The sequence below is a fragment of the Sphaerisporangium sp. NPDC051011 genome (genome assembly GCF_040653595.1).
GTDB lineage: Bacteria > Actinomycetota > Actinomycetes > Streptosporangiales > Streptosporangiaceae > Sphaerisporangium.
This window is the reverse complement of record NZ_JBFAGG010000007.1, coordinates 280,541-305,515: the sequence shown is the minus strand read 5'-3', so window position 1 is coordinate 305,515 and position 24,975 is coordinate 280,541. Positions and strand designations below refer to the sequence as shown.

At 73.0% G+C, this 24,975-nt stretch carries 19 protein-coding genes; 17 read left to right on the top strand and 2 right to left on the bottom strand.

The window, feature by feature from the left end:
- Nucleotides 1-52 precede the first annotated feature (52 nt).
- The 3 genes from AB0H21_RS18685 to AB0H21_RS18675 all read left to right on the top strand — a co-directional run bounded on the left by AB0H21_RS18685 (nucleotide 53) and on the right by AB0H21_RS18675 (nucleotide 2,319).
- Nucleotides 53-754: an urease accessory UreF family protein gene (locus AB0H21_RS18685; protein ID WP_358517735.1), complete on the top strand. Its 702-nt coding sequence runs from the start codon at nucleotides 53-55 to the stop codon at nucleotides 752-754.
- Entirely contained in the window at nucleotides 744-1,445 is a 702-nt protein-coding gene (gene ureG / locus AB0H21_RS18680; protein WP_358517733.1) for an urease accessory protein UreG, read from the top strand. The genes AB0H21_RS18685 and ureG overlap by 11 nt, the downstream gene beginning before the upstream one ends.
- Nucleotides 1,446-1,506: 61 nt before the next feature.
- Nucleotides 1,507-2,319, top strand: coding sequence for an urease accessory protein UreD (locus tag AB0H21_RS18675; RefSeq protein WP_358517731.1), 813 nt, complete (start codon nucleotides 1,507-1,509; stop codon nucleotides 2,317-2,319).
- Between the two features lie 149 nt (nucleotides 2,320-2,468).
- Here AB0H21_RS18675 and AB0H21_RS18670 read toward each other — a convergent pair whose 3' ends face one another.
- Nucleotides 2,469-3,626: a S8 family serine peptidase gene (locus AB0H21_RS18670; RefSeq protein WP_358517730.1), complete on the bottom strand. Its 1,158-nt coding sequence runs from the start codon at nucleotides 3,624-3,626 to the stop codon at nucleotides 2,469-2,471.
- Between the two features lie 190 nt (nucleotides 3,627-3,816).
- Here AB0H21_RS18670 and AB0H21_RS18665 point away from each other — a divergent pair, with 190 nt between their 5' ends.
- The 14 genes from AB0H21_RS18665 (at nucleotide 3,817) to AB0H21_RS18600 (ending at nucleotide 23,734) form a co-directional block, all read left to right on the top strand.
- Nucleotides 3,817-4,452, top strand: coding sequence for a hypothetical protein (locus tag AB0H21_RS18665; RefSeq protein ID WP_358517728.1), 636 nt, complete (start codon nucleotides 3,817-3,819; stop codon nucleotides 4,450-4,452).
- 10 nt (nucleotides 4,453-4,462) lie between these two features.
- Nucleotides 4,463-4,801, top strand: coding sequence for a cytidine deaminase (locus AB0H21_RS18660; protein WP_358517726.1), 339 nt, complete (start codon nucleotides 4,463-4,465; stop codon nucleotides 4,799-4,801).
- 17 nt (nucleotides 4,802-4,818) lie between these two features.
- Nucleotides 4,819-5,730, top strand: coding sequence for a GTPase Era (era, locus tag AB0H21_RS18655; RefSeq protein ID WP_358517725.1), 912 nt, complete (start codon nucleotides 4,819-4,821; stop codon nucleotides 5,728-5,730).
- A 281-nt stretch (nucleotides 5,731-6,011) separates the two neighbouring features.
- Nucleotides 6,012-8,540 carry a hypothetical protein gene (locus AB0H21_RS18650; protein WP_358517723.1) on the top strand — a complete coding sequence of 843 codons (2,529 nt, stop codon included), beginning with the start codon at nucleotides 6,012-6,014 and terminating at the stop codon, nucleotides 8,538-8,540.
- 156 nt (nucleotides 8,541-8,696) lie between these two features.
- Nucleotides 8,697-9,683, top strand: coding sequence for an SseB family protein (locus AB0H21_RS18645; protein ID WP_358517721.1), 987 nt, complete (start codon nucleotides 8,697-8,699; stop codon nucleotides 9,681-9,683).
- Nucleotides 9,680-10,126, top strand: a complete 447-nt coding sequence (locus AB0H21_RS18640) for a hypothetical protein (protein ID WP_358517720.1) — start codon at nucleotides 9,680-9,682, stop codon at nucleotides 10,124-10,126. The genes AB0H21_RS18645 and AB0H21_RS18640 overlap by 4 nt, the downstream gene beginning before the upstream one ends.
- A 186-nt stretch (nucleotides 10,127-10,312) precedes the next feature.
- On the top strand, nucleotides 10,313-10,726 hold the full coding sequence (locus tag AB0H21_RS18635; protein WP_358517718.1) for a YbaB/EbfC family nucleoid-associated protein: 414 nt from the start codon (nucleotides 10,313-10,315) through the stop codon (nucleotides 10,724-10,726).
- 1 nt (nucleotide 10,727) lies between these two features.
- On the top strand, nucleotides 10,728-11,087 hold the full coding sequence (locus AB0H21_RS18630; protein WP_358517716.1) for a hypothetical protein: 360 nt from the start codon (nucleotides 10,728-10,730) through the stop codon (nucleotides 11,085-11,087).
- Nucleotides 11,088-11,211: 124 nt separating this feature from the next.
- A complete protein-coding gene (locus tag AB0H21_RS18625; protein ID WP_358517714.1) occupies nucleotides 11,212-19,791 on the top strand; it encodes a hypothetical protein in 8,580 nt (2,859 codons plus the stop codon).
- Between the two features lie 107 nt (nucleotides 19,792-19,898).
- A complete protein-coding gene (locus AB0H21_RS18620) occupies nucleotides 19,899-20,423 on the top strand; it encodes a hypothetical protein (RefSeq protein WP_358517713.1) in 525 nt (174 codons plus the stop codon).
- Nucleotides 20,424-20,555: 132 nt separating this feature from the next.
- Nucleotides 20,556-21,020 (top strand): helix-turn-helix domain-containing protein, encoded by a 465-nt coding sequence (locus tag AB0H21_RS18615; RefSeq protein ID WP_358517711.1) that lies wholly within the window; start codon nucleotides 20,556-20,558, stop codon nucleotides 21,018-21,020.
- A 13-nt stretch (nucleotides 21,021-21,033) separates the two neighbouring features.
- On the top strand, nucleotides 21,034-21,585 hold the full coding sequence (locus AB0H21_RS18610) for a PIN domain-containing protein (RefSeq protein ID WP_358517709.1): 552 nt from the start codon (nucleotides 21,034-21,036) through the stop codon (nucleotides 21,583-21,585).
- 360 nt (nucleotides 21,586-21,945) lie between these two features.
- On the top strand, nucleotides 21,946-22,557 hold the full coding sequence (locus tag AB0H21_RS18605) for a hypothetical protein (protein WP_358517707.1): 612 nt from the start codon (nucleotides 21,946-21,948) through the stop codon (nucleotides 22,555-22,557).
- Between the two features lie 292 nt (nucleotides 22,558-22,849).
- Nucleotides 22,850-23,734 (top strand): hypothetical protein, encoded by an 885-nt coding sequence (locus AB0H21_RS18600; protein ID WP_358517706.1) that lies wholly within the window; start codon nucleotides 22,850-22,852, stop codon nucleotides 23,732-23,734.
- A 145-nt stretch (nucleotides 23,735-23,879) separates the two neighbouring features.
- Here the strand turns inward: AB0H21_RS18600 and AB0H21_RS18595 are convergent, their stop codons facing one another.
- Nucleotides 23,880-24,962, bottom strand: a complete 1,083-nt coding sequence (locus tag AB0H21_RS18595; RefSeq protein WP_358518044.1) for a transglycosylase SLT domain-containing protein — start codon at nucleotides 24,960-24,962, stop codon at nucleotides 23,880-23,882.
- Nucleotides 24,963-24,975 lie beyond the last annotated feature (13 nt).

Below are 24,975 nucleotides of genomic sequence, written 5' to 3'. Positions count from 1 at the left end.
ACCACGCTGACCACGCTGACGACGACGCTGACGATGCCGGCGGACGGCTGACATGGACGCGGCGCTGCTGCTGCTCGCCGACTCCCGGCTCCCCGCCGGTGGCCACGGCCACTCGGGGGGCGCCGAGGAGGCGGTGCGGATCGGGGCGATCACCGGCCCGGAGGATCTGGCGCGGTTCCTCCGTGGCCGGCTCGCCACGACCGGCCTCGTCGCCGCCGGCCTCGCCGCCGCCGCGTGCGCGCTCGGCGCGACGGCCGACCAGACAGCCGACCACGCAGCCGGCGAGACGGCCGGCGGGTGGCGGGCGCTGGACGCCGAGGCGGACGCCCGTACCGCCTCGCCCGCGCAACGGGCGGCGAGCCGCACCCAGGGCAGGCTCCTGCTGAGAAGCGCCCGGCGCATCTGGCCCTCGCCCATGCTCGACGCCCTGGCACGCGCGGTGCCCGAAGGGCCGCACCACCCGATCGCTTTCGGCGCGGCGGCCCGGGCGGCGGGGTGCGCACCCCACGACGCGGCCCTCGCCACCGCGTACAACGCGATCACCGGACCGGCCACGGCCGTCGTCCGGCTGCTCGGGCTCGACCCGGTCGACGTGCACCGCGTGCTCGCCGGCCTCGCGCCCGACCTGGAACGCGTGGCGCGCGCGTCATGCGCCACCACCGCGTGGGAGGACCTTCCCGCGCACGCCGCTCCCGCACTCGACCTGCTGGCCGAACAGCACCTACGCACGGAGGTACGGCTCTTTGTCAGCTAACCACGAGGACCGCCACCAGTCCCCCGGATCCCGGGACCGCGCACTGCGCCTGGGCATCGGAGGACCGGTCGGGTCCGGCAAGACCGCGCTGGTCGCCGCGCTGTGCCGCACGCTGGGCCCGGTGCTGCGCCTGGGTGTGGTCACCAACGACATCTACACCACCGAGGACGCCGACTTCCTGCGCCGGGCGGGGGTGCTCGACCCCGAGCGCATCGTCGCCGTGCAGACCGGCTGCTGCCCGCACACCGCCATCCGCGACGACATCGCGGCCAACATCGACGCGGTCGAGAGCCTGGAGGAACGCTTCGGGCCGCTCGACCTCGTCATCGTCGAGAGCGGCGGGGACAACCTGACCGCCACCTTCAGCCGGGGGCTCGCCGACCAGCAGATCTTCGTGCTGGACGTGTCCGGCGGCGACAAGGTGCCGCGCAAGGGCGGTCCCGGTGTGACGACGGCCGACCTGCTGGTCGTCAACAAGACCGATCTGGCCAAGCACGTGGGGGCCGATCTGACCGTGATGTCCAGGGACGCGGCGGCCGTGCGCGACGGCAAGCCGGTGCTGTTCACCTCGATCAGGGAGGTTCCCGAGGTCTACGCCGTCGCCGAATGGGTGCACGGCGTGGTCGAGTCCTGGGCGCACGCCCGCGCGCACCACCCGCACGGTCCCGCCGTCCCGTCCACCAACGCGTGAGAACCTCCGAAGGACGCCTGAAAACGCTGAGAACGCTGAGAACAGGGTGACGACCTCCGCCATGCCACGCCCCCCGGTACCGTCCCCGCCGGACCGGAGGTCGCTGGACGCGCGTGCCGCGGTGGTCACCGAACTGTCCGGGGGCCGTACCGTGCTGCGGACGCTCCGGTCGGATCCGCCGCTGACCCTGCGTCAGACCGGACCGGCCATCGGGCCGGCGACCGGATCAGCCACGGTACACCTCGTGTCCACCGCCGCCGGGCCGCTCGGCGGCGACCGCCTGGAGCTCCGCATCGACGTGGCCCCGGGCACCTCACTGGAGCTCGCGTCGGTGGCGAGCACGCTCGTCCTTCCAGGTCCCAGCGAATGGGGTCCCGGCGAATCGGTGGCCATCGTCGAGGCGCGGGTGGGCGCCGGCGCCTCACTGCGGTACGCCCCCGAGCCGGTCGTCCTGGCCGCCGGGTCCGCGCACCGCATGATCGTGAGGCTGGCGATGGACGAGGGCGCGTCGGTGTACTGGCGAGAAGAGATCGTGTTCGGCCGCTACGGCGAGCGGCCGGGCACCTGCCACGCCCGTTTCGACGCGACGATCCGCGGCGTGCCGCTGCTGCGGCAGGAGTTCGTCGTCGGCGACCCCGCCGTGGACGGCAGCCCCGCGGTGTACGGCGACGCCCGCTGCGTCGGCAGCCTGCTGGTCGCCGGGCCGAGGCCGCCCGCCGTCAAGTCCCCGCCCGAGGCGGTGGTGGGCGAGGGGTGCGCGGTGCTGCCCCTGGCCGGTCCGGGCACGCTGGTGTCCGCGCTCGCGCCCGACGCGCCCACCCTGCGCGAACGCCTCGCCTGGGGAGAGTCCTACTGCGACTCCGGCCGCTCCTGACGCGGTGCGCCCGGCCCCTGAGCCCGCTCGGTGCCGGAAACGGCCGCTGCGCCTGTGAAACGGCCGCGCGGTGCTGAAAACGGGCCGCTCCGCCGGTGAAACGGCCGCTCGGTGCTGGAAACGGCCGCCGGTACCGCTGAAAGGTCTTCTCAGTCTCCGGGAACGGCCGTGCGTCCGGGTTTCCACCCGCGGCGCCGTCCCAGGGGGATGACCAGGCTCACCGCCGTCACCAGGGCTGCCGCGCCGACCGCGCCCAGCGCGATGCCTCCCGCCCGCGCCATGGCCTCGTGGTCGGGAGGCGCGGGCTTGGCCACGATGCCGGAGGGCAGCGGATCCGGACGCGCGGGCGCGAGGGCCACGACCTCCGAGGGCAGGATCTCCGACACCGCCAGCAGCGGGTTGACCATGCCGGCCCCCGTCCCCGATCCCGAGGCGCCGTCGGCGGTGAGCTCGATGCGCCGCCGCACCCGCACGTTGTCCAGCTCCGGGTGGCGCGCCCGCACCAGCGCGGCGACCCCGGCGACGAACGGCGCCGCGTAGCTCGTGCCGTCCAGGTCCTGCTCGTAGGCGGCGCCGGGCCAGGTGCTCGTGATGTTCTCGCCCGGGGCGAGCACCGAGACCGGGGTGGCGGCGTTGGAGAAGTTCGTCCGCCTGCCGTCCGGCCCCGCCGCGCCGACCGACAGCACGCCCTCGTAGGCGGCGGGGTAGGCGGGCACCACGGTGCCGTCCTGCTGCTGAACGTTGCCCGCGGCGGCGACGATCACCACGTCGTTGGCGAGCGCGTACTCGACGGCGCTTTTCAGGTCCGGCTGGTCGGTCGTCTGGATGGAGACGTTGAGCACGTCGGCGCCGAGGTCGGCCGCGCGCCGGATGCCCTCGGCCAGCAGCGCGACGTCCCCCCGGTCGCCGTTGGCCTGCTTGATGGAGATGAGCCGCGCCTTCGGGGCCACGCCGGCGAACGGGACGTCCTTGCGGTCCGAGCCCGCGATGATGCCCGCCACCGCCGTCCCGTGGCCGACGCAGTCCAGCGGGGTGGTGCCGGTGAGGTCGACGGACTTGGCGACGTCGAGCTGCGGGTGCCGCGGATCCACCCCCGTGTCGACGAAGGCGACGGTGACGCCCTCGCCGCGCGTGAGCGGCCACACCCCCGTGAAGGCCAGCCGCCGCTGCGCCCAGGACTCGCCGACCTGCATGCCGCCGCGTTTGGGCACGCACTGCTGGGGCTCCCTGACCGCCGCCGCGGCCGTGCCCGGACCCGCCGCGAGCGCCAGCGCCAGCGCGCCGGCGAGGATGCCCCGACCGACCATGCCTCAGCTCCATCTCCCCGGGTGGCCCCGCGCCGGCCGCGAGATCACCGGCGTGGTTCGCGCGAGAAGCGTAGCCAATCCGGCCTCCTTCGCGTCCGGGACAAGAGCTCACGAGGTTGTGTCTTCGGGTGATCGGGAAGAAAACCCGCAGGTGGGAACGGGGGCTCCCATCTGAGCGAATCGGGGGAGCATGATGCGCGTCACCGGTGCCGTCCTACTCACCTGCTGCGCCCTGCTCGCCGGGGCGACAGCGGCCTGCGGCGGGCAGAGGAGCCGTGAGGAGCTGTCGCGGGCGCGCAAGGCGCTGGCGCAGGTCGACGACCCGTCCGTCGACTTCACCGACCGCGCCGGAACCGGCTGGCAGCCCCCGTTCCGCCCGGCGGACGAGCGCTGCGGGAAGCTGTTCGACCTCGCCGAGGGCAAGCAGGGGCCCGGCGTCGCGGAGGCCGCGTCCTTCCGGGGCGACCGCCTCGGCGAGACGGCGGGCGTCGTGCTCGCCGCGTACGCGCCGGGGGACGCGCGCCAGGCGCTGCGCACGGCCGCCGACCTCATGCGGGACTGCCCGGTGGCCACGGTGAAGGCGGCCGGGGCCGGGGACCGGCTGGTCGGCTCCCCGCTGCCCGTGCGCACGATCGGGGACGGCGTGGAGGCGCGGCGGTACAAGGGACGGGTCGGCGGATATCCGTACGAGATGCACCTGGTCGTGGTGCGCACGGGCGGCATCCTGATCTCCTTGGTGCACACCGGCATGGCCAAGCTCGACCCCCAGCGGACCGAGGACCTCGCCACGCTGCTCGCGGCCAAGGTCCGGGAGGCCTCCCAGTAGCCTTGTGCCCGTGACCGAAACCTCCCTCGCCCCCGAGGACAGCAAGATAATCACGTTGGCCCGCGCCGCCCGGGCGCGCAACGGCACGGCCGAGGGCGCCGCCGTGCGCGACGAGACCGGCCGCACCTACACGGCGACCAACGTCGACCTGCCGTCGCTGAAACTCTCCGCCGTGCAGGTCGCGGTGGCGATGGCCGTGTCCAGCGGGGCCGTGTCGCTGGAGGCCGCCGCGCTCGTCACCGACGAGGAAGAGCCCGGCGCGGACGATCTGTCCGCCGTCGAGGACCTCGGGGAGGCCATCCTGTACCTGGCCGCCCCCGACGGCGCCGTGAAGGGGCGGTACATCTGATCGGCGACAATGAACACGTGAGTTCCTCAGCCGCTGAGTTCCGTGCCGGATTCGCCTGCTTCGTCGGCAGGCCCAACGTCGGCAAGTCGACGCTGATGAACGCGCTGGTGGGCGCCAAGGTGGCGATCACCTCCAGCAAGCCCCAGACGACCCGCCGCGCCATCCGCGGCATCGTCACCCGGCCCGACGCCCAGCTCGTCATCGTCGACACGCCCGGCCTGCACCGCCCGCGCACGCTGCTCGGCGAGCGCCTCGACAGCCTCGTGCTCTCGACGCTGACCGAGGTCGACGTCATCGGCTTCTGCGTCCCGGCCAACGAGCCGATCGGCAAGGGCGACCGCTTCATCTCCGAGAAGCTCGCGGCCGTCAAGAAGACGCCGGTGGTCGCCGTGGTCACCAAGTGCGACCTCGCGAGCCGCGAGCAGATCGCCAACCAGTTGCTGGCGGTGTCCCGGCTGGCCGACTTCGCCGAGATCATCCCGGTGTCCGCGGAGTCCGGGGAGCAGCTCGGCACGCTCGGCGATCTTCTCGTCGAGCGCCTGCCCGAGTCGCCGCCGCTGTACGCGGGGGGCGAGCTCACCGACGAGCCCGAGCAGGTTCTGGTCGCCGAGCTGATCCGCGAGGCCGCGCTGGAGGGCGTGCGCGACGAGCTGCCCCACTCGATCGCCGTCCTGGTCGAAGAGATGGTGCCCCGCGAGGGCCGTGACGACCTGCTGGACGTGTACGCGCAGATGTACGTCGAGCGTCCCTCGCAGAAGGCCATCGTCATCGGGCCGAAGGGGGCGCGGCTCAAGGAGGTCGGCACGCGGGCGCGCAAGCACATCGAGGCGCTGCTCGGCACCCACGTCTACCTGGACCTGCGCATCAAGGTCGCCAAGGACTGGCAGCGCGACCCCAAGCAGCTCCGCCGCCTCGGCTTCTACGACTGAGCCGTCCCGGGTTCCCTTCCGAGCCGCTCCGGGTTCCACGTTCGGGGCGCCCCGACTGCCACGGCCGCGCAGGGGTCGGCGTCCCGGGCGGGCGGGTCGCTCACGTTGCCCGGATCTGAATGCGCGCGACGAATGGATTTCTGCGACATACCCCTCTAAAACGGTGCATGATCAACAGAACCGTAACAAGTGATGCACGGGCGACAAATTACGTCCTGTGGTGCTTGATCATGTGGTGTCATGATCTGCAACGGTGAGCCGTAGGGAAGGCGACGAGGGACATGCAGCCATTGCTACCGGGGGATCCTCAGCAGATAGGCGCCTACACGCTTCTCGGACGCCTGGGCGACGGCCCTCGCGGAACCGCCTACCTGGCCGAACACACCGATCCCGCACGCGCGAACGCCGCCAAGCCGGCCGAAACCGCCGCCGCGCCGTCCGAGCCGTCAGAGCCGGCGGGAACCGCCACCGAGGCGTCCGAGGCGGTTGGAACCGCCATCGAGCCGTCCGTCCAGGTGAGCGCCGAGCAGTCCGCCGAGGGGGACGCGGCGCGGTTCGTCGTCAAGCTGCTCCCCCGGTGGCCCGAGGCCGACGACCAGGCGCGCTCGCGGGTCCTGGACGATCTCTCCGCCGCGCAGCGGGTCTCCAGCGCGTACGCGGTGCGCGCGATCGACGCCGGATGGGTGGACGACCGCGCCTACGTCGTCCGCGAGTACGTCGAGGGACGTTCCCTGCGCGAGACCGTCGAGGCAGACGGGCCCCTGACCGGCGACGCCCTGGAGCGGGTCGCCGTCGGCACGCTGACCGCGCTCACCGCCGTCCACCTCGCCGGCATCGCCCACCGGGGCCTCACCCCGGACAACGTCTTCCTCGGCCCCGACGGGCCGCGGGTCGCCGACTTCGGGCTCGGCGAGACCGACTACCGCTCCCCCGAGCAGGTCCGCGGCGAGCCCGCGGGCCCGGCCGCCGACGTGTTCGCCTGGGCGCGCACCATGGCGTACGCCGCGACCGGCGCCGAGCCGTTCTCGGACGGGCCGCAGGCCATCGCCACCGCCCGGCCCGACCTCGGCGCCCTTCCCACGCCGCTGCGCGACGTCGTCGGCGCGTGCCTGGCCAAGACGCCCGCCCAGCGTCCCACGGCGCAGGGCGCGATGCTGTGGCTCCTCGGCGAAGAGAAGGCCGTGCCGCCGGCTCGCGCGATCCCCGCCGCCCCCGTACCCGGCGCCGTCCTCCCGCCCGCCGCGGGCTCCGCTCCCGGGGTGGTCATCTCCGGCGAACTCGTGTCCGGCCCGGACCCTTCCGGGGACACCGTGAAGGTCACCCCCGGCGGGCCGGGCGTCGTCGTCCCCGGCCCGGCCGTGTCCGGCCCGGTCATCTCCGCCGGCCCGGGGTCCGAGCCCGGCCCCTTCGAGTCCGGCCCCGTCCAGTCCGGCGCTGCCGAGCCCGGGTCCGCGGTGGCCCCGCGTACGGACGGCCAGGAGCCGGTGTGGGAGGTCCCGGCGCAGGCGCCGCCCGCGCAGCAGGTGTGGAGCGCCCCTGCGCTGCCCTCCGAAGAGGGCCCTCAGATCCCCGCGCGGCCGTCCGCGAACGGCGAGGACGGGGCTTCCGCCGCCTCGCCGCGCAAGAAGGCCGGCGCGCACTTCCCCGTCGGGCTGGCCGCGGGCGTCGGCATCGTGGTCGGGCTCGCCGGGCTCGGCCTGTGGGGCGCCGGGAAGTACTCCGCCTCCCCGCAGCAGATCGGACGCGTCGCCGCGGAGGGCCAGGCGACCACCGCGGCCGATTCGTCCGGCACGCAGGCCCAGGGCTCGGACGTCGGCGCAACCACCGCGCCGCGCCCGCAGGTCACGGTGCCGTGGGCGACCTCGCCTGCCCCGCAGGACCAGGGCGTCTACCCGATGCAGATCACGACGGCGTCCCCGTCGATCGGCATCCCGACGCTGTCCCCCTGGCCGCAGTTCACCCCGCCGCCGATCCCCACCCAGAGCGGCTCCCCGGAGCAGTCGCCGTCGCCGCAGCCCACGGTGACCGTCACGGCGACGCCGACGCCCAGCCCGTCCGAGCCGGCGCCGAGCCCCTCCGGGCCGTCCGAGACGCCCGACCCCTCCGAGACGCCGACACCGTCGCCGACCGGGTCACCGACAGGGTCGCCCACCGGTTCCCCGACGGGGTCCCCCACCGGATCTCCCACGGGGTCGCCGAGCATCCCGTTCGTGCCGCCCACGACGACGGCGACGCCCAGCCCGACGCACTCGCCGACGGCGCCGCCGCGCCCGACCGCGTCCGGCCCTGTCTCGCCGCGGCCGACGGTCACGAGGACCGTCACCCCGCGCCCGACCGTCACCCCGCCCCGGCCGACCGTCACCAAGACCGTCGTGCCGCTCCCGTACGCGACCACCTCCACCGCGCCGCGTCCCACCGGCGGGGTGGTCGACCCGCGCATTTCGCAGCCGACCCGCACGCAGGCGCCGGCGTCCAACCCGTACACGCCGCAGCAGGTCTGCGACTCAGCGGGCAAGGGCGTCGGGTACGCCGTCCAGCGGTCCGTCTCCTTCCCCGGCGGTGTGGCCTACCAGCTCTTCAGCAACCAGTCGGGCCTGACCTGCGCGGTAACGATCAAGACCGACCGCGTCGGCGTGGCGTCCCCGGTGTCGGTGACGCTGGAGGTGCAGGGCGGCGGCTCCCAGACCGACGGCGGGTCTGAGAAGTACTACGCGGGCCCGGTGATCATGCTGACGAAGGGCAAGTGTGTCCGCCTGGGCGGCGCCTCGGGCAGCGGATCCACCCAGTCCCCCTTCGGCACCTGCAAGTGAGCGTGCCGCGTACCACCGATAGGCCGGGAGCGAAGCGAAGGACGGGCCTCGGATGACGACGAGCGGCGGACGACCGGTACGCCGGCCCGGGCCGCCGCCGCTTCGGCGACCGCGACCTTCGTCGCGAGGGGCCTCCGGCGACCTAGAGTGGTCGTCGTGCGGGACTGGGAGCCGGCGGGGCCGTTCGAGGTGGAGCTCGCCGCCGCGTTCGCCGAGGGCGACCTGGCCCGCTGCCTGAGCCTGCTGCGCCGCGCCGACCTCGCGCTGCCGATCGGCCCGGACGCCGCGGCGGGCCGCGCGCCCGTGGCCTGGCCGACCGCCTCCGACGCCGAGCGCACGTGGATCGTCGCCTACACCTCGGCCGAGGCGATGCGCGCCCGCGTCGGCGGACTCACCGGGCACCACAGGATCGTCTCGCTGGCCGAGATGGCCGCCGGCTGGCCCGACCTACGCTGGGGGCTGGCCGTCAACCCTGGCCTTCCGGTGAACTTCTTCCTGGAGCCGGGCACGGTCGCGCGGCTGGCGGTGCCGTCCCTGGCCGACGACCGCGCCGCCGACCCGGGCGCGGGGACGCCGGTGGTCCAGAAGCTGCTGACCCCCGCGGACCTGTACGCCTACCTGGCCGAGGGCCGTACGCGGGTCTCCGGGTACTGCCACCACGCCCTGGACGTCGCGCACATCGCCACCCCGGTCGTCCTCGCCGACGCGCTCGCGCGCTCACGGGACGAGGGCGTCGTGACGGACGAGGGGTCGGTGCACATCCTGCGGTGGCACGCGGTCGGGACGGCCCTCTACCGCACCCCGTACGGCGGCACGGACGAGGAGACGCGGGCGGCCGTGGCGGGGTGGGTGATCGAGGAGCCGCCGTTCGCCGGGATGGGATTGGCACCGAACGTCGACCAGGTGATCCGCGAGTACAAGATCGACGGGGTGGGGCTGCCGCACGGGGCCGAGATCTGGGAGCTGACCGCCGAGGGCGTCGAGCACCGTCGCGCGCTGTACGACGGCGACCTGGAGCGGTGGATGCTCGTCCGTGCGGCGGACCCTGCCGGGCACGACCTCGGCGCCCCCGCCCGGCAGGACCTGGGCGACCCCGGCGGGCACGGGTCCGGCGTCGGCGAGCGCGTCGGCGGGGCGCGATGAGGTGGCATTCGTACCGGGCGCGGTGGCGCGGGTCGGAGTACGAGGCGAGCCCGGACGCCCGGGCGGGGCGGCTGTGGATCCGGCTACGGCGCGCGACACCGGCGGAGGGGTTCGAGGAGGTCGCGCCGGGCCTCCACGTGCGGCCGGTCCCGGCGGAGGAGTGCGAGGCCGTCGTGTTCGTGACGACGGTGGGGACGTGGCGCGGCGTCCCGTGCCAGGTGCACGACGCGCGTGACGGGCACCTTCATGGCGAGCAGGACGACGGACACGACGGGCGTCCTGGCGGGCACGGCGGTGAGTTGCTCGTCGAGTACACCGGGGGGCTGGCGCCGGTGGCGCGGGCGCTGGAGCTGCGGCGGACCGAGCGCGGGGTCTACCAGGGCTGGGTGCCTCGGGACGAGGTGCTCGGCCTGCGTGAACACGTCGTCCCGCTCGATTTATGACAAGTACCGCCATATAGACATATATACGGCAAATCACTTATAACGCTATTCGATGTTCACCATGCTTGCCGGATGATGTTCGTAAATGCCACAATGCCGCAAAGCGACCGTTTCCCAGAAGTTAGTCCACGATTACTGCGCCGTTAAGCGCTGTATCGGCCAGGACAGGTGCTCGGGGAGGTGTGAATGGAGCCTGCGGACGGGGTGGACGACGCGGTCAGTGCCGAGATGCGCGCCTACGCCGACGAACTGCGCGCCTCGTTCCTGCGGCTTCAGGAGGAGGCGCCCGCGCTGCACGAGAAGGCCCGGGCCGTCCAGGTCACCGAGAAGTCGGACGACGGGCTGATCTCGGCCACCGTCGGCGCTCGCGGCGACCTCGTCCGGCTCGACATCGACCCGCGCGTCTACCGGCGGCCCGACTCGCGTCGGCTGGCCGACTCCATCACCGAGACCGTCCACCGGGCCGCCGCCAAGGCGCGGGCCCGGGTGGTCGAGGTGTTCGAGCCGCTGATCCCCGCCGACCAGATGCGGGCGCACCTCGACGGAGACCTCCAGCGCGCCCTGGACGACATGGCCGCGCGGATGCTCGGGAAGAAGTGAAATGGCCGACAACGTTCAGACCTCCCAGTACGCGGGCCAGGGTCCGCACGTGGACATCCACGCCCAGACGGCGCACCTCGGGCTGACGCAGTGGGACACCGCGGCGACCGGCGTCACGAGCCTCTGGAAGTCCGGCACCGAACGGCTCCAGCGACTGGTCGAGGCGGCCCCGTGGGGCCGCGACACCGCCGGGACCGCGTTCCTGCAGGCGTACACCAAGGACGGCGGCACCGACGCCATGATCCGGGACGGGGACCGGATCATGAAGGACATCGACACCCTGGGGACGAACGTCCGCACGGCCGTCACGACCACCCGGCACACCGACCAGAGCCAGGCGGACGCCACCCGGAGCATCTGACGGCCGGCGCCGCGAAGACCGCCCCGGCCCGCCGGCACCCGGACGCGGAGATCGAACGCACCACAGCCGGACCACCCGGGCGCAGGCCCGGGCGGGCGGGCTGCGACGAGTGGAACGGGGGGACGTGGCCAGCGGTACGAACGTCGACCCCACGGTCAACGTCAACCCCAACACCCCGCCGGGCCAGAGCGGGATCGTCGGCGGCGGAACCTCCACCAGCGACGTCACCCCCGCCTGGGGCGAGAGCCTGCCCGGATGGGTCGACCTGCTGATCTCGCTGATCGTCTCCGGGCAGAGCTGGCCCGAGGCGAGCGAGACCCTGCTGTGGGAACTGGCCAAGGAACACCAGGCGCTCGGAGCCGGGCTGTACGGGGCGTCGACGCCGGGCGTCAACGCGGCGCGGACCGTGCTGGCCGGGTGGGACGTGCCCGCGACCCCGCTCTACCTGGACCAGGCCGCGCGGCTCTTCACCCACGACACCGGGGTTCCCGGGCTCGGGATCAAGAACCTCACCAAGGCCATGCAGGCCGACAACTTCGCCCGCGAGACCCAGTACTCCAAGATCTCCATCAACGTGGCGTTCTGGGTGGCCGTCACGGCCGCGTTCATCGCGCTGGTCAGCGCGTTCTTCACCGCGGGCGCCACCACGTCCGCGGTCGGGCCCATCGCCGCGTCCGCCCGCGCGGCCATCGCCCGCATCCTGCAGCGGCTGGCCTCCGTCGCCGGGCGCGACTTCGGCACGGCGGTGACGACCCGGCTGGCGAGCGCCACCGCCGTCAGGGCCGGCCTCGCGCGTACCGTGCTCGCCAGCCACCTGGGGCGGGAGCTGATCGAGGAGATCGGCGAAGAGGTCTTCATCGACGCCTACACCCAGAAAGAGCAGATGGACCGCGGCTCGCGGACGAGCTGGGACTGGAGCAAGACCTCGGCCTCAGCCGTCGGCGCGGGCGGCGGCGCGATCATCGGGACCAAGATCGCAGGGCCGCTGAACCGGTACAGCGACCGGATCCCGCTGCTGCGCACGCTGAACGCGGCCGGCGGGGACGCCCCCGGGGTGGCCGCCGCCTTCGCCCGCTTTCCCGGACGGGCGGTGCAGACCGGGCTGAACAACATGGCCGCCTCACCCGGGGGCAGCATCCTCGCCAACGGCCTGGTGTACGGGCAGTTCTCCCTGCCGGACGGCGAGTCGCTGCTCGGCGCGGCGATGGGCGGCGCGGGGCGGACGAACACGATCAGCCCGTTCAACCCCTCGGTCCCCGCCGCCGTCCTCAACCCGGGCGGGGCCCTGCACGACGCCACCACCGCGAGCGCCCTGACCGACCTCTCCCACCTCGCCAATACAACGACCACCCCGCCCGGCACCCACACGGCCTCCACCCCACCCGGCACCGACCCGGGTGAGGCCCCAGGACCCCGCAACCCCGCCGGCCTTGGCGTCCCGCCGCCCGCACCCACCACCGCCACCACCCCACCTCACGCCTTCACCCCTCAGACGGGAGTACCGCAGGCCACAGCCGGCACCGTCCCCCAACACGGCACAAACCCCCAGACGGGAGCACCCCAAGGCGCGGCAAGCCCCACCACCCAGCACGCCACGAACACCCAGACGGGAATGCCGCCCCGCGCGGGAGACACCGTCCCGCAGCACGCCACGAATACCCAAAGCGGACTGCCTCACAGTGCTGGAGCCACCCAGCACGGCACGAACACCCAGATGGGAATGCCGCACGGCACAGCAGGCACCGTCCCGCAGCACGGCACGAGCACGCAGACGGGAGCACCCCAGGGCACGGCAGGCTCCACCACCGGCACTGATGCCCATACGACCCAGACCGCGCCGCACAGCACCTCCCAGGCCGCACCCCTGGCGACGGCATCGCCGAACGGCACGCCGCAGGCCGTGCCGCCGGGCACATCCCAGCCGACCGCGCCACCGCCGCACGGCCCGTCACATCACTCGGCCGCGCCACCCACTCCGCCGTCCACGAACGCCGTACCGTACCAGGGCACCCCCCAGGCAACGGCGAACCCCGGCCTGCCCGCCGGCACGTCTCCGTCCCACCTTCCGATCGCTCCACAGACACCGAACACCTCGCAGCCACCGACCACGTCCCAGTCCCCGGCCCCCGCCACCTCGCAGGCGCCGTCCCTGTTCACGGCTCCGGTCGGCTCGCAGGCGCCCCAGAGCGTCCAGGCACCGGGACCTGTCCCGCAGCAGACCACCGCACACCAGACCACACACCAGAACGGCCACGCACAGGCCGCACCTCGATCGCCGGGACCGGTGCCCGGTTCCATCGTCGCGGCGCTCAACGGCGACCCAGCCCCCGACGCGGCCACCCGCTCCCCTGACGGAGCCCCGCCCGCCCCCACATCCCACGCGAACGGCTCACCCCACCCCGGACCCGTCGCGAACGCCGCATCTCGGTCCGGGCACCGGGGGGCCGGCTCTTCTGGGCGGCGGCCGAATGTCGGGAGGCGGCACGCGCGGGCGGGGACGGTGACGGCCGAGGAGCTCGGGGACTCCGATTTCCGGCCGGACGCGCGCCCGGCGGGGATGCCGAAGCTGGATGTGCGCGAGGTCCCCGCCGCCATCGCCGACCTGCGGCCCGGTGACTTCGCGCACGGCACGGCCGTACGGCGGCTCGGCGCGCTGCCGGACGGCTCCCGCTACTGGGTGGAGACGACGAGCCGCCGCGTGTACCACTTCTCCGTCGAGGTGGGCCGGGTGCCGCGGCCGCTCGGCGCGCTGAGCGGCCCGCGCCGGGTCGCCCGCACGAAGGTGAGAAGCGGGGACGCGGACGACCCGATGAGGGTGCGCATCGCCCCCGGCGTCCACCCCGATCAGCTCGCCCGCGTGCTCCTGCACGAGACAAGCGACGCGCTGCGACGACGCGCGGCGATCGACGCCGGTAGCGCCCAGGGGATCATCCGCAGCCACCTGCCGGGCGCAGGCGGACACGTACCAAGCACGGGCGGGCACGCAGCAGGCACAGGCGGACACGTACCAAGCACGGGCGGGCACGCAGCAGGCACAGGCGGACACGTACCAAGCGCGGGCGGGCAGCAGCCGACCTCTGGCGGATCCGTGCCGACCGCAGGCGCCCAGCAGCCCGTACCGGGCGGACGGCAGCCCGCGCCGGGTGGTCGGCGTGCCGAGGGCCGGGACGAATGCGTGACATCGCGCCGGAATGAGATCGCCCACCTCGTCCGCAAATGGAATGCGGCGCGCACCCCCGAGGGGCGGCGCTACTACCGGCGCGAGGCCGAGGCGACCGCGCGGGACATCGAGCGGCGCGGGCACGTGCCGCCGTCCCTGCCATGGCTCGCCACGGTGCCCGCCTCCCCCGAGCTCGCCCGGGCACGCGAGCTCACCAGGACGATGGCGGACGCCGCGGACGCACTGACCGTCCGTTCGGCCGCGAAGCTGGAAGCGGCGATCAAGGCCGCGGACGCGGCCGACAAGGCGAACAAGGCCGCAGAAAAGGCGCAGAAGGCCAAGGACCTGTCCGCGCCCGAACGCCTGCGCAGGGCCCACGCCGACGCCGACGTCGCGGCGGACGACGAGAGCAGGAACCTGCGCATGGCCGAGGCCTACCAGAACGCGGCGGAAGCGGCCCGCCAGGCGCGGCTCGCCTACGAGGACGTCGCGCTCGCCCTGGAGGCGATGGAGGCCGCCCAGGACCCCCGCGAGATCGCCTGGTCGCGCCAGGAGGCCGAGCAGTACGCGGACCTGGCTACGACGGCGCGGACGGCGTACGACGCGGCGCTGGAGGCCGCGCTGCCGTCCGTGACCGCGCTGGCGGCCGGGCATCCGTTCGGCACGCTGCCGCACGTGGCGGCGCTGGCCCGCACGCTCAACGACATGATGCGGCGGGCCGGGGTCGACCACGAGTTCACCGCCTCCGCGCTGGAGAGCCGCCTGTTCGCGGAGTTCGCCCAGGTGGCCTCCGCGGACGGCCACACCATGCGCGTGGGCCGCGACCGCCCCGGCGAGGTGCGCGTCAAGCTTCACCTGAGCGAGCTGCTGGAGATCCTGGACCCGGGCGCGCGTCCGAGCGAGTTCATCCGCGGACGGCTGCCGCAGGGCGGCGCGTCGTTCGCGCACAGGGCGGGCCACCGCCTCGGGCAGACCTACGAGCCGAACTACATGCGCCTGATCAAGATGGCCGTGGCCATGCTGCCGGACACCGCGGCCGGGACGGCGATCAAGGTGGCCGCGGCCCACGCCGTGGCCGGGGTGGGTCACAGGTTCGGACGCGAGGAGTCGACGAGCGCCTCGTCGTACCAGCGCGCGCTCGGGGGCGGCGTGGACGACAACCGCGGCGAGTCGCCGGTGTTCGAGGCGGCGGCGGAATGGGAGGCCGAGGTCCGCACGGCGAAGGGCGCTCGGGCCGAGCGGGTGACCGGCGCGGCGGACGATCCGGCGCGGCTGCGGCTGGCGCTGTCGCACTCCTACGCGGTGCCCGGCCCGGAGGACGTCGTCCGGCTGCCCCCCTCGGTGGCGCCGCGCCCAGGGCTCCCCCGGCACGTCGTCCTCACCATGGACGGCGTGAACGATCTGGTGGAGCGGACCGCCGGCGCCCTCGGGGGCAGCGCGCCGGTCGGGAGCGTGGCGCGCGGCGAGATCCGCCAGATACTGACCCAGGTGTTCCCCGCCCGGCTCGGGGAGGCGACGGCCCTCGGCGGGCTGCCGTGGCGGGTCGTGACCGACGGGACGAAGCCCGTGGCCGAGGTGCAGGTCGTCGCCCGGCTCAAGGCGCGGCCAGGCACGAACGGCACGCCCGAGCCGGCCGTGACCCCGTTCGGCGTCGCCAGCGGGACGCACTTCCAGGAGCTGCTGCGCATCGAGTCGAACGGGGTGTCGGTCACCCAGGCGTCCGGGCGCTCGCACGGCACGACCGCGACCGTCGGCGCCAAGGCCCTGCCCACCGAGGACCTGCCCGTCCTGGACGACGAACTGACCCCGAAGATCACGCACAGCTACGGGCGGTCCCGGTCGCACTCGGAGACGTCCTCGGCGACCACGGCGACCTACAACGTGAGCGTGCAGCGGGCCAAGTACGGCGCGCCGTACGTCGCGGAGTTCGAGGTGGAGGTCCGGGTCCGCCCGGTCACGCTGGGACGCGCGGGCGCGCCGGCCGTCGTCCCCGGCGAGGTGACCGCCCTGCTCAGGACGCCGGTGTGGCACGCGTACCGGTCCGGGTGGCCGGTGGACGCGCGGGCGGTCGTCCACGGGCCGTCCGGCGCGCCGGAGCTGAACGACGACGGCTCGCACGTGCTGCGCGACCAGGTCGTCCCTGGCCCTCCGCCCGGGCGGCTGCCGCGACCGCCGGTGTGGGCGGGCGAGGGCCCCGGGCGGCTGCGGGGAGCCGGGCCCGCGCTGGTCCAGGACATGCGTGGCGTCCCCGAGCTGAAGCGGGCGCTGGAGAAGCGGCTACGCGAGATGGAGGACGATTACCTGCCGCCGCTGAACGCCGCCGGCGACCCGGTGTGGTCGCTCGACCCCGTGAAGCACGCCGCCCAGGAGCTCAACAAGAGGATCATCGACGAGCAGCTCACCGCCGAGCGCCTGGAGTCCGGGTACAACACCGCCGTGCAGAACGGCGTCGTGCTACCGCTCGTGCACGCCGGGCTCAACCGGTCGGTCGAGTACCTCACGCTGCTGGTGCAACTGGACCAGCGCCTGGACCGCATGGACTTCAGCGGCGTCGCGCCGATGGACGCGGTGGTGAACCTCCAGATCGGCTCCGACACCGCCGGGACGACCAGCGGCGAGACGGCCTCCCGGGCCCGGGACGTGGTCAGGGTGTCGGTGGACGCGGACGTCCACGGGCAGGGCGAGATGGTGACCGGCGGCGGCGCCGGGGTGAACACCGGCCGCGACGCCGCCGCCACGGGCAAGGCCGGGAACACCACCAACAACGTCAAACTCGGCGAGGGGGCGAACGCGCCCGCCGCCGAAGACGTCCCGCACACCGCCCAGGTCTTCGTGATCCACCCGGACGGCCGTCTGGATCCGTTCGTCGAGGACGTCCAGGTGTGGGCGCGCCTGGGCTGGCCGGTGGACCTGCTGCCCCCGGCGGACCCCGCGCTGGGCATGGCGTACGACCCGGCGGCGGCGCACCCGACGTCCCTGGAGGAGGTGCGCCGGGGCGGCCTCCTGCACCTGGACACCGGGCCGATGCTGCGCGCCGTGCTGCCGCGCCTGCCGTACTCGATGCGGCCGGGCACCGACGCGTTCCTCCACGTGGCGGCCCTGCTCAGCACCGAGAACCTGCTCGCGCACAGCGAACTGCTGTTCTCCGAGTACGGCGTCCAGCTTCCGGTGCACCCGCAGGGTCCGGGGGCGCTGCACTCGCCCGTGACGATCCGCGCCGTCGTCGGACCCTCGACGCTCGTCGGCCGCGCGGAGCTGGTCACCGGCGACATCCTGTTCGGGATGGGCAGCTACGGCACGGCGACCGGCGCGACCCGCGGCTTCGGCGCCGGGGCGTCGGCCGGGGCCGGGACGCACCAGGCGAGCGCGCCGAAGGCGTCCGTCACCCCGGGCGTCGCCGGGTCCAGGTCCGTGAACCGCTCGAACACCAAGATGTCGATCTGGGGCGTTGAGACGCTGGCCATCGACCTCGGCATCGACCTGGCGCACGCCGCGCCCGTCCGCTTCGAGATCACCTTCCAGGAGGCGGGCGAGCCGATCCGGGTGGAGGTCGACGGCGCGATCCTTTACCGTCAGGCCGAGCGGCGCGCCCTCAAGCTGTACGCCGACGGCGCGCGGCCGCTGCCGCTGACGGCCGTGGCCGACGCGGTCGAACGGTTCCTGGGCGGCGACCTGACGCTCGACCGGCGCACCGCGATCCCGCTGGTCCGCCGCTACCTCGCCGACCTGCACCAGGCGCAGCGGTCCGGCGGCGTCCCCGAACTGTCCAAGGATCACACCCGCCGGCGTCTGCTGCACGCGCTCGGCCCGCTGCTCGGCGACCCGGCCGTGGCCGCGAACACCGGCTCGGGGTCGCGCCACCGGCTGGCCAAGGCGCTGAGCGGCGCACGGAGCCTGGCGAACCTGGAGCCGGAGGTGTCCCTGCCCGACCACTACCTCCGGGGCCAGGGCCAGACCGCGTTCGAGCACGTCGCGCTCACCATGAACGGCGAGCGGGTGGAACTGCTGGACGAGATGCTGCGCTCCGCCGAGGAACGGACGCCGGGGATCATGAGCCGCGATCCGGTGCTGCGCTCCAGCCTGTCGGCGATCTTCGGCCTGGACCGCTGGCTGGCCAACGCCCCCAACCTGTACGGGCCGCAGGGGCTCGTGCTCTCCTTCCCCGTGCGCGTCGGCCCGGAGCTCACCCAGCGGCTCACCGTGCGGATGAGGTGGGACTTCACCGGACCTCCCCGGTGGGCCGGACACACGCCGTACAAGGACGTGATCACCCAAATCTACGACTACGAGCAGGAGGAATGGTCGGCCTCCCCCAGCGGGACGGGCGCCGTCTCCCTCGGGGGCGAGGCCACGGGCGGGCCGGACCTCGGGGCGCTCAACGGCGGCATCGGGACCGACCGCGCCCAGGAGCACGGGGTGTCGGCAAGCGACCAGCGGACCGATCTGTCCCGCATGGCGACCTTCTCCGGCGGGCACACGGTCCGTATGCCGTTCCGGCTGACCGTCGACATGGAGTGGTCCGACGCGTTCGACAGCGTGGCCGAGAAGGCGGTGAACCACCTGCCCGGCCTGGTTCCCGCCGGGCGCGCCCCCACGCTGGTGTTCGAGGGCGAGGCCGAGCGGCTCGTGTCGACCGGGATGGTCGGGCCCGCGGGCGTGGCCCCGGCGGCGCTCGCCGTGCCCGACCCCGGGGTGCTCACCCTGCCCGCCGACTACGTGGTGGAGGTCCTGGACACCGGCGACCTGCTGGACCGGGTACGGACGGCGCTCGCCGGCGACGGCCTGCTGGGAGAGAACGGGATGCGCGCCCGGGACGTCGCCCTTGAGCAGCAGTTCGCGCCCATGAGCCTGATGTCCAAGTTCAAACGCCTGGCGACCGCCACCGGAGACGAGGCCGCGCGGCTCACCGTACCCGGACATCCTGGGCGGGAGGTGCGCGTCCGCCTGCGGGCCCGGCCGACGCAGGCCACCGTCATCGTGTCCGGACGGGAGGGCGTCGAGTTCGGCGTGGCCAAGCGGCACCAGGACATGCGGTCGAGGTCCAACGGTGTCGGCCGCCCGCTGCCGGTCGGCTGGGACGTCGGGCCGGACGTCAACGCCGCCGGGGACGGGGCCGTCGGCACCGACTACGCCTACGGCGTGCAGGCCGCGGACACGATGAGCACGGGCGACGGCGTCCGTATGGAGGAGACCAGGATGTTCGTCGGCGACGGCGCCACGGTGACGACGCGCGTGGACTGGGACGCCGTGATCGAGCTGGTCACCCATGACGCCGGAGGCGGCGAGCGCGTGGGCAAGGTCGTCACGATCACCCAGGTGGCGGTGGGCGCGGCCGACCTCAGCATGCCGCAACGCGACATCTCCGCCATGCTCGCGACCACGCCCGACGCGGCGGGAACGCCCGGCACATCGGGCACGCAGGGCGGCACGCCGGGCACAACCGGCACGCCCGGCGCCCCGTGGCCGACGACCCACGACGTCGGCCGCCACACCCCCATGCCGGGGCCCGGCGTCACCTACCAGAGCGGCGCGGGCGGCCCATGAGCCCGCGGGCACGACAGGCGCGGCGGGCGCGAGGGAGCGGCCCGGACGGATGAGCGCCGGCGCGTGCGGCGGACGGTTCGGCGGAAGATCGGCGGCGGAGGAGCGTCATGGCATTCTCGGTGGCGAGGACCAGGGACGAGGCGCACCTGTTCCTGGACCTGAACCCCTGCGAGGACTGCGGCTCGGTCGACACGGCGTGGGAGTCCACGCTGGCCGAGTTCGGCGGCGAGCCGGCCGCCGGCTACGCCGGGGTGTGCGAGGGCTGCGGCGCGCGGCGCGAGTTCCTGTTCGGCGTCCCCGAACGCGACACCGCGCCGATCACGTTCCCCTCCTTCGGCGGCCCCGAGCCGTCACAGTTGCTGGACGCCGGCGAGTGGCTGTGGGTCGCCGACCTGACCGCGGGCGACGTCCCCGAGGACGACCCCGCCGCGGCCCGGCGCGCCCTCGCCATCGCGATGGCGGCGGTGGAGGAAGTGGTGAAGTTCATCCCGCCCGGCGAGTCCGAGGTCCCCGAGCACGCCTTCTGGTCCGAACGAGGATTCGTGCTGCGCGCCACCGACCCCGGCCGCTTCCAGCTCGACCGCCTACTCGTGATCCGCGACACCTACCGCGACCTCCTCGCGGCGCGTTGAGTTGGCGATGAGGTGAGGGTGCTGGAAGGACGAAGCTGGAGTCAGCCGGACACAGCTCGTCGATCAGGGGCCCTCTACCACCGTGTTCGTTTCGTTCGATTTTTGTTATGGTGGGACTGACGGAGAGGGGGGATGATGACGGCCGAACTTGCTGAGCGCACGGTGCTTCCTCCGGGCACGCCCCTGGACCAACTGGTCGAGGCGGTGCGGAGGCCGTTGAGCGGACATGTCGAACTGGTCGAAGCGGGCGGGCAGCGCATCGTCCTCCCTGATGAAGTCTTCGAGGTGCTGCGACTGGCGGTGCTGGCAATGGCCTCCGGGCAGGCGGTCACGATCGCGCCCCATCACCAGACCCTTACCACCCAGGAAGTCGCCGACCTGCTGGGAGTCAGCCGTCCGACGGTTGTGCGACTGCTGGAACGCGGAGAGATTCCATTCGAGCAGCCCGGACGGCACCGCCGAGTCCTGCTCCGTGATGTTCTTCTTTATCAAGAGCGACGTCAGCACCAACAGCGCTCTTCCCTCGATCGGCTCGTAGAGATCTCCGAAGAGGCCGACCTGTACGAGGTCACAGCCGAGCCACACAAGACTCGGTGACTCAGAGCGCACGATGACTTTCAGCGTTGTGCTCGACACGTGCGTCTTGTATCCGGCCTACCTGCGCGACACGCTGCTACGACTGGCTGAGGCGGGGTTGTTCCGACCGCTGTGGTCAGCGGGCATCCTCGATGAACTGGACCGCAATCTGATTCGCGCAGGTATTCCCGTTCAGATCGTGCAGCGGCTCGTCACCGAAATGCGGACCGCCTTCGATGACGCAGAGATAGTCGGCTACGAGCCCCTCATCGCCACGATGACCTGCGACCACAAGGACCGCCATGTCCTGGCCGCAGCCGTGTGCGCTGGCGCCGACACGCTGGTGACTTTCAACGTCAAGGACTTCCCGGAGTCCTCGCGTGAGCCATACGACATCGAGTTGCTCACGCCGGACGCCTTCCTGCTCTGGCTGCTTGACTTGGCCCCCCGGATAGTACTGCGAACGTTGCGAGATCAGGCAGAGGGCTACAAGCGCAACCCCAGGACCGTGGCAGGCCTGGTCGCTGCACTGGAACGGACAGGCACCTCCCGGTTCGCGGGCGAAGTCAGGCGCCACTTCTCCTGATGGAGGGCGTCCTCCCTAACTTGCGAGGACAGGAGGTGATCGCCTCAGTGGCCGCCGGTGTTGCCTGCTCGATGCGCACACTGAAGGCGTAGCAATCGAGGGGACGGCCGCGCCCTTGCGCAGTGCTCACACCCGAGCTCCTCCAGCACTACCAGGTTGATCCTCAACCGCGCGGCTGAGAGCTTGCGGCGAACTGCCCTTACAACAAGCCGTTTTCGCAGGTCAGCGGGGAGTTCTAGATCTGTTCTAGATCCCCGGCCATCCTCCGCCAAGGCTCACGGTTACCGCTAGGGTGATGTGTACCCGGGCCTGCCCGGGTACACCCGGGTTTCGTTGGGCCGCTGGAAGGGGCCGGCGTCGATGCTGCGTGCGAGAACGCTCGTGGAGGCGTACCTCTACATCGACCTCACGCTGGCCGCGGGCGGCGACGAGGACGGGCTCGACACCACCGGCGAGCCAGGGCTGTCGGCGCGCCCGTGGACGACGCTGACCGAGGGCGCCGACGCCTGGACGCTGCGGTTCGACGGGCCCGCGACCGGCCCGCGCCACCTCATCGACGTTGTCGTCCCCTACCGGACGGAGGCGGAGGCACGCCGCGACCGCCTGCGCTTCGGGCCGGGTCCGTCCGAGCTGGTCGACGCGGGGCAGTGGCGGCTGGTCGCCGACGAGTACGCCCAGCGGGCCCTCGCCGCCGACCTGTCCTTCGCCGACACCCCAGAGGATGACGAGCGTTACCACGAGGTGGTCCTGAACTGGGAGTTCGCCCGTGACGCCCTCGCCGAGGCGGCGAAGTTCCTGCCGGCCGGCGCGGACGCGGCGGACACAGTGCCGGAGACGGCGTTCTGGACCGGCATGGGCACGGCCGTCCACGAGGAGGATCCCGGACGTTTCACCCGTTCCCGACTGGATGACGACATCGCCTTCTACGGGGAGAACCTCCAGCACTTCACAGACATGTACGGCGACCGCTGACGCGCCTCTTGATCGGTTCGACTGGGCGGCCGGGAGCGGTTCCGATGCGCGGGCCGGCGAGGTTCCGGCACCCGTAGACACACCCCTCGACTTGCCGGGACGCCACCCTCGCGCCGGATATGGTCGAAAGAGGCCGCGACGGTCGAATGAACCGCGCGGCGATCGAAGCGGCCACGGCGTGCGGACGTGGCCGGACGCGTGACGGCGCCGCACAGCGCCTCGGACACGCCTCCAGCAGGCCGGGCGAAACGGGCACGCTTTCGGCGATACAAACAGCGATCAGGGGGCGGCCGTGACGAGCACCGAAGTTCCCATCCTGCACGCGCGAACGCTAGCCGAGGCGTACCTGTACATCAGCCTCGTCATCGCCGCCGACGACCTGAACCCCACGAACAACACCGAACCCCCCACACACGAACCGGCCCCCACCACCGACGAACCGAACAAGCACCTGGTGAGAGGAGAGTCCGACGAGGTTCGAGAGCCCGACAGGTGCAGGGACGCCGAGCAGGTCGAAGAGGTCGAGGAGGGAGCCAAGGGGGTCCAGAAGGTCGCGGAGGCGGGCGAGGGCGTCCAAGAAGTCGACACGTTCAGGGGCGCCGGGGATGCGGGCGAAGGGATCCAGGAGCTCGGCGCGTTCGGAGACGCCCACCCGCGCGCGCGGAGCCGGGTGATCGACTACGAGCGGTGCACGACCCTGACCGAGGGACGGACGGCCTGGACATTGCTGTTCGACGGCCCCGGCACCGGCCCTCGGCATCGGATCATCATCGTGATCCCCTACGAGACCGAGTTCGCCGCCCGCCACGGCGAAGCACGCTTCGGTCCAGGTCGCTCAGAGATCATCGACCCGGGCCAGTGGCAGCTCGCGGGCGCGGGCTACGCCCACCGAGCCCTGCACGAGGCCACCCTGTACGCCCAGAACCCCACGGACCGTGCCCGCTACCAGGAAGTCCTCGCCAACTGGTCCTACGCCGTGGACGCCGTCGCCGAGGCGGCCAAGTTCCTCCCCGACGACGCGGACGCGATCCCCGAAGACGCCTTCTGGACCGAAGAGGGCGCCACGACCCGCCACGACGAACCCGAACGCTTCACCCGCGAAGGCCTCCAAAGCGACCTGACCCTCTACCAACACCACCTGACCCACTTCCAAAACCTCCACCCCCCGCCCCGATAACCCGTGTCACGGCCGGAGACGTGATCCTCCCGGCGGTGCGGGCTGGATCACGGCTCGGTTCGGGCACGGTGCCGGGTTCGTCCTTTCCAGATCTCCGCCGCGGCGGCGACGCGGTCTTGTGTCCAGCCAGGAGCCGGCCAGGGGGTCAATAGCCGACGTAGCCGGTGCCTCTTTTGCTGCCTACGACGCCGGGGACGTTGGAGACGGAGCCGTAGCGTTCGATGGCGTAGCGGACGCCCGCGATGATGTTGTCGATTGGGTCGTAGATGTTCTTGTGGCCGGGGAGCGACCAGCGGGAGAACGTCCCGTCGATGGTCTGCATCAGGCCCTTGGAGGGGTGGCCCGCGGCGGCGTTGGAGTCCCAGTTGTTGATCGCGTGCGGGTTGCCGCCCGACTCGTGCTGGATGATCATCCAGATGTCGTTCGGATTCATCTTCTCCACCGGGTACCCGTGCGCCTTGAGGATCTCGGTGGCCTGGCGGATCCACTCCGCCACCTGACCCTTGGGCGCGGGGCCGCCACCGGGAGGCGGAGGGCCGCTCGGCCCGTACCCGCCGAATCCTCCCCCGCCGCCACCCGACGATCCGCCGTCGCCGTTGTAGAGCGTGGGGTCGATCTCCTTGGCCGGCACCGGGATCCACTGCGTGGTGTGCCCCGGTCCGGGGACGAAGGCCTGGTCTCCGGCGGGCGGAATCGAGGCGAACGTAGGCGACACGCCCTTGAGCTCCGCGTCGATCTCCCCGAGCGCCGTGGACAGCACCGTCTCGGCGGTCGTGACGTACCCCTGGGCGAGGGTGACCGCCCGTCCGACCTGCTCGGTTATGCCAGGTTTGAGCTGTTCCTCGGTGGCGTGCGGGTTGCGCTTGCGGTAGTCGGCCACCCAGGCGAGCAGTTCGTCGCAGACGCCGATGACGTTGCTCCTGGCCGTCTCGACCGCGCCCGCGGCGGTGTCCAGGGAGTCGGCGCAGGCGCCAAGCGCGTCGTGCAGCGCGTCCCCCGCGCGCCCGTACCGCCGCATGTACGCGACGAACGCGTCGGCCGAGGCACCCCTCCAGGCGGCGTCGACCCGGGTGATGGACGCGCCCAGCGTCTCGAACGGCTCGACGCAGTCGCCCGCGGCGGTACGCCACCGGGTGGCGATCCCGCGGATGGCCACCGGGTCTCCCTTCGTCTTGTCCGCCAGCGTGACGAGCTCCTGCCCGCCCGGCAACGCCCCGACGGCGCCCATGTCGGTCACTCGT

Excerpts from the sequence above, each read along its gene's own strand:
- AB0H21_RS18615 (WP_358517711.1), top strand. The coding sequence starts at position 20,556 with ATGATGACGGCCGAACTTGCTGAGCGCACGGTGCTTCCTCCGGGCACG.
- AB0H21_RS18630 (WP_358517716.1), top strand. The coding sequence starts at position 10,728 with ATGGCCGACAACGTTCAGACCTCCCAGTACGCGGGCCAGGGTCCGCAC.
- AB0H21_RS18635 (WP_358517718.1), top strand. The coding sequence starts at position 10,313 with ATGGAGCCTGCGGACGGGGTGGACGACGCGGTCAGTGCCGAGATGCGC.
- AB0H21_RS18685 (WP_358517735.1), top strand. The coding sequence starts at position 53 with ATGGACGCGGCGCTGCTGCTGCTCGCCGACTCCCGGCTCCCCGCCGGT.
- AB0H21_RS18640 (WP_358517720.1), top strand. The coding sequence starts at position 9,680 with ATGAGGTGGCATTCGTACCGGGCGCGGTGGCGCGGGTCGGAGTACGAG.
- AB0H21_RS18605 (WP_358517707.1), top strand. The coding sequence starts at position 21,946 with ATGCTGCGTGCGAGAACGCTCGTGGAGGCGTACCTCTACATCGACCTC.
- AB0H21_RS18665 (WP_358517728.1), top strand. The coding sequence starts at position 3,817 with ATGATGCGCGTCACCGGTGCCGTCCTACTCACCTGCTGCGCCCTGCTC.
- AB0H21_RS18675 (WP_358517731.1), top strand. The coding sequence starts at position 1,507 with ATGCCACGCCCCCCGGTACCGTCCCCGCCGGACCGGAGGTCGCTGGAC.
- AB0H21_RS18670 (WP_358517730.1), bottom strand. The coding sequence starts at position 3,626 with ATGGTCGGTCGGGGCATCCTCGCCGGCGCGCTGGCGCTGGCGCTCGCG.
- AB0H21_RS18650 (WP_358517723.1), top strand. The coding sequence starts at position 6,012 with ATGCAGCCATTGCTACCGGGGGATCCTCAGCAGATAGGCGCCTACACG.
- AB0H21_RS18610 (WP_358517709.1), top strand. The coding sequence starts at position 21,034 with ATGACTTTCAGCGTTGTGCTCGACACGTGCGTCTTGTATCCGGCCTAC.
- AB0H21_RS18595 (WP_358518044.1), bottom strand. The coding sequence starts at position 24,962 with ATGGGCGCCGTCGGGGCGTTGCCGGGCGGGCAGGAGCTCGTCACGCTG.
- AB0H21_RS18620 (WP_358517713.1), top strand. The coding sequence starts at position 19,899 with ATGGCATTCTCGGTGGCGAGGACCAGGGACGAGGCGCACCTGTTCCTG.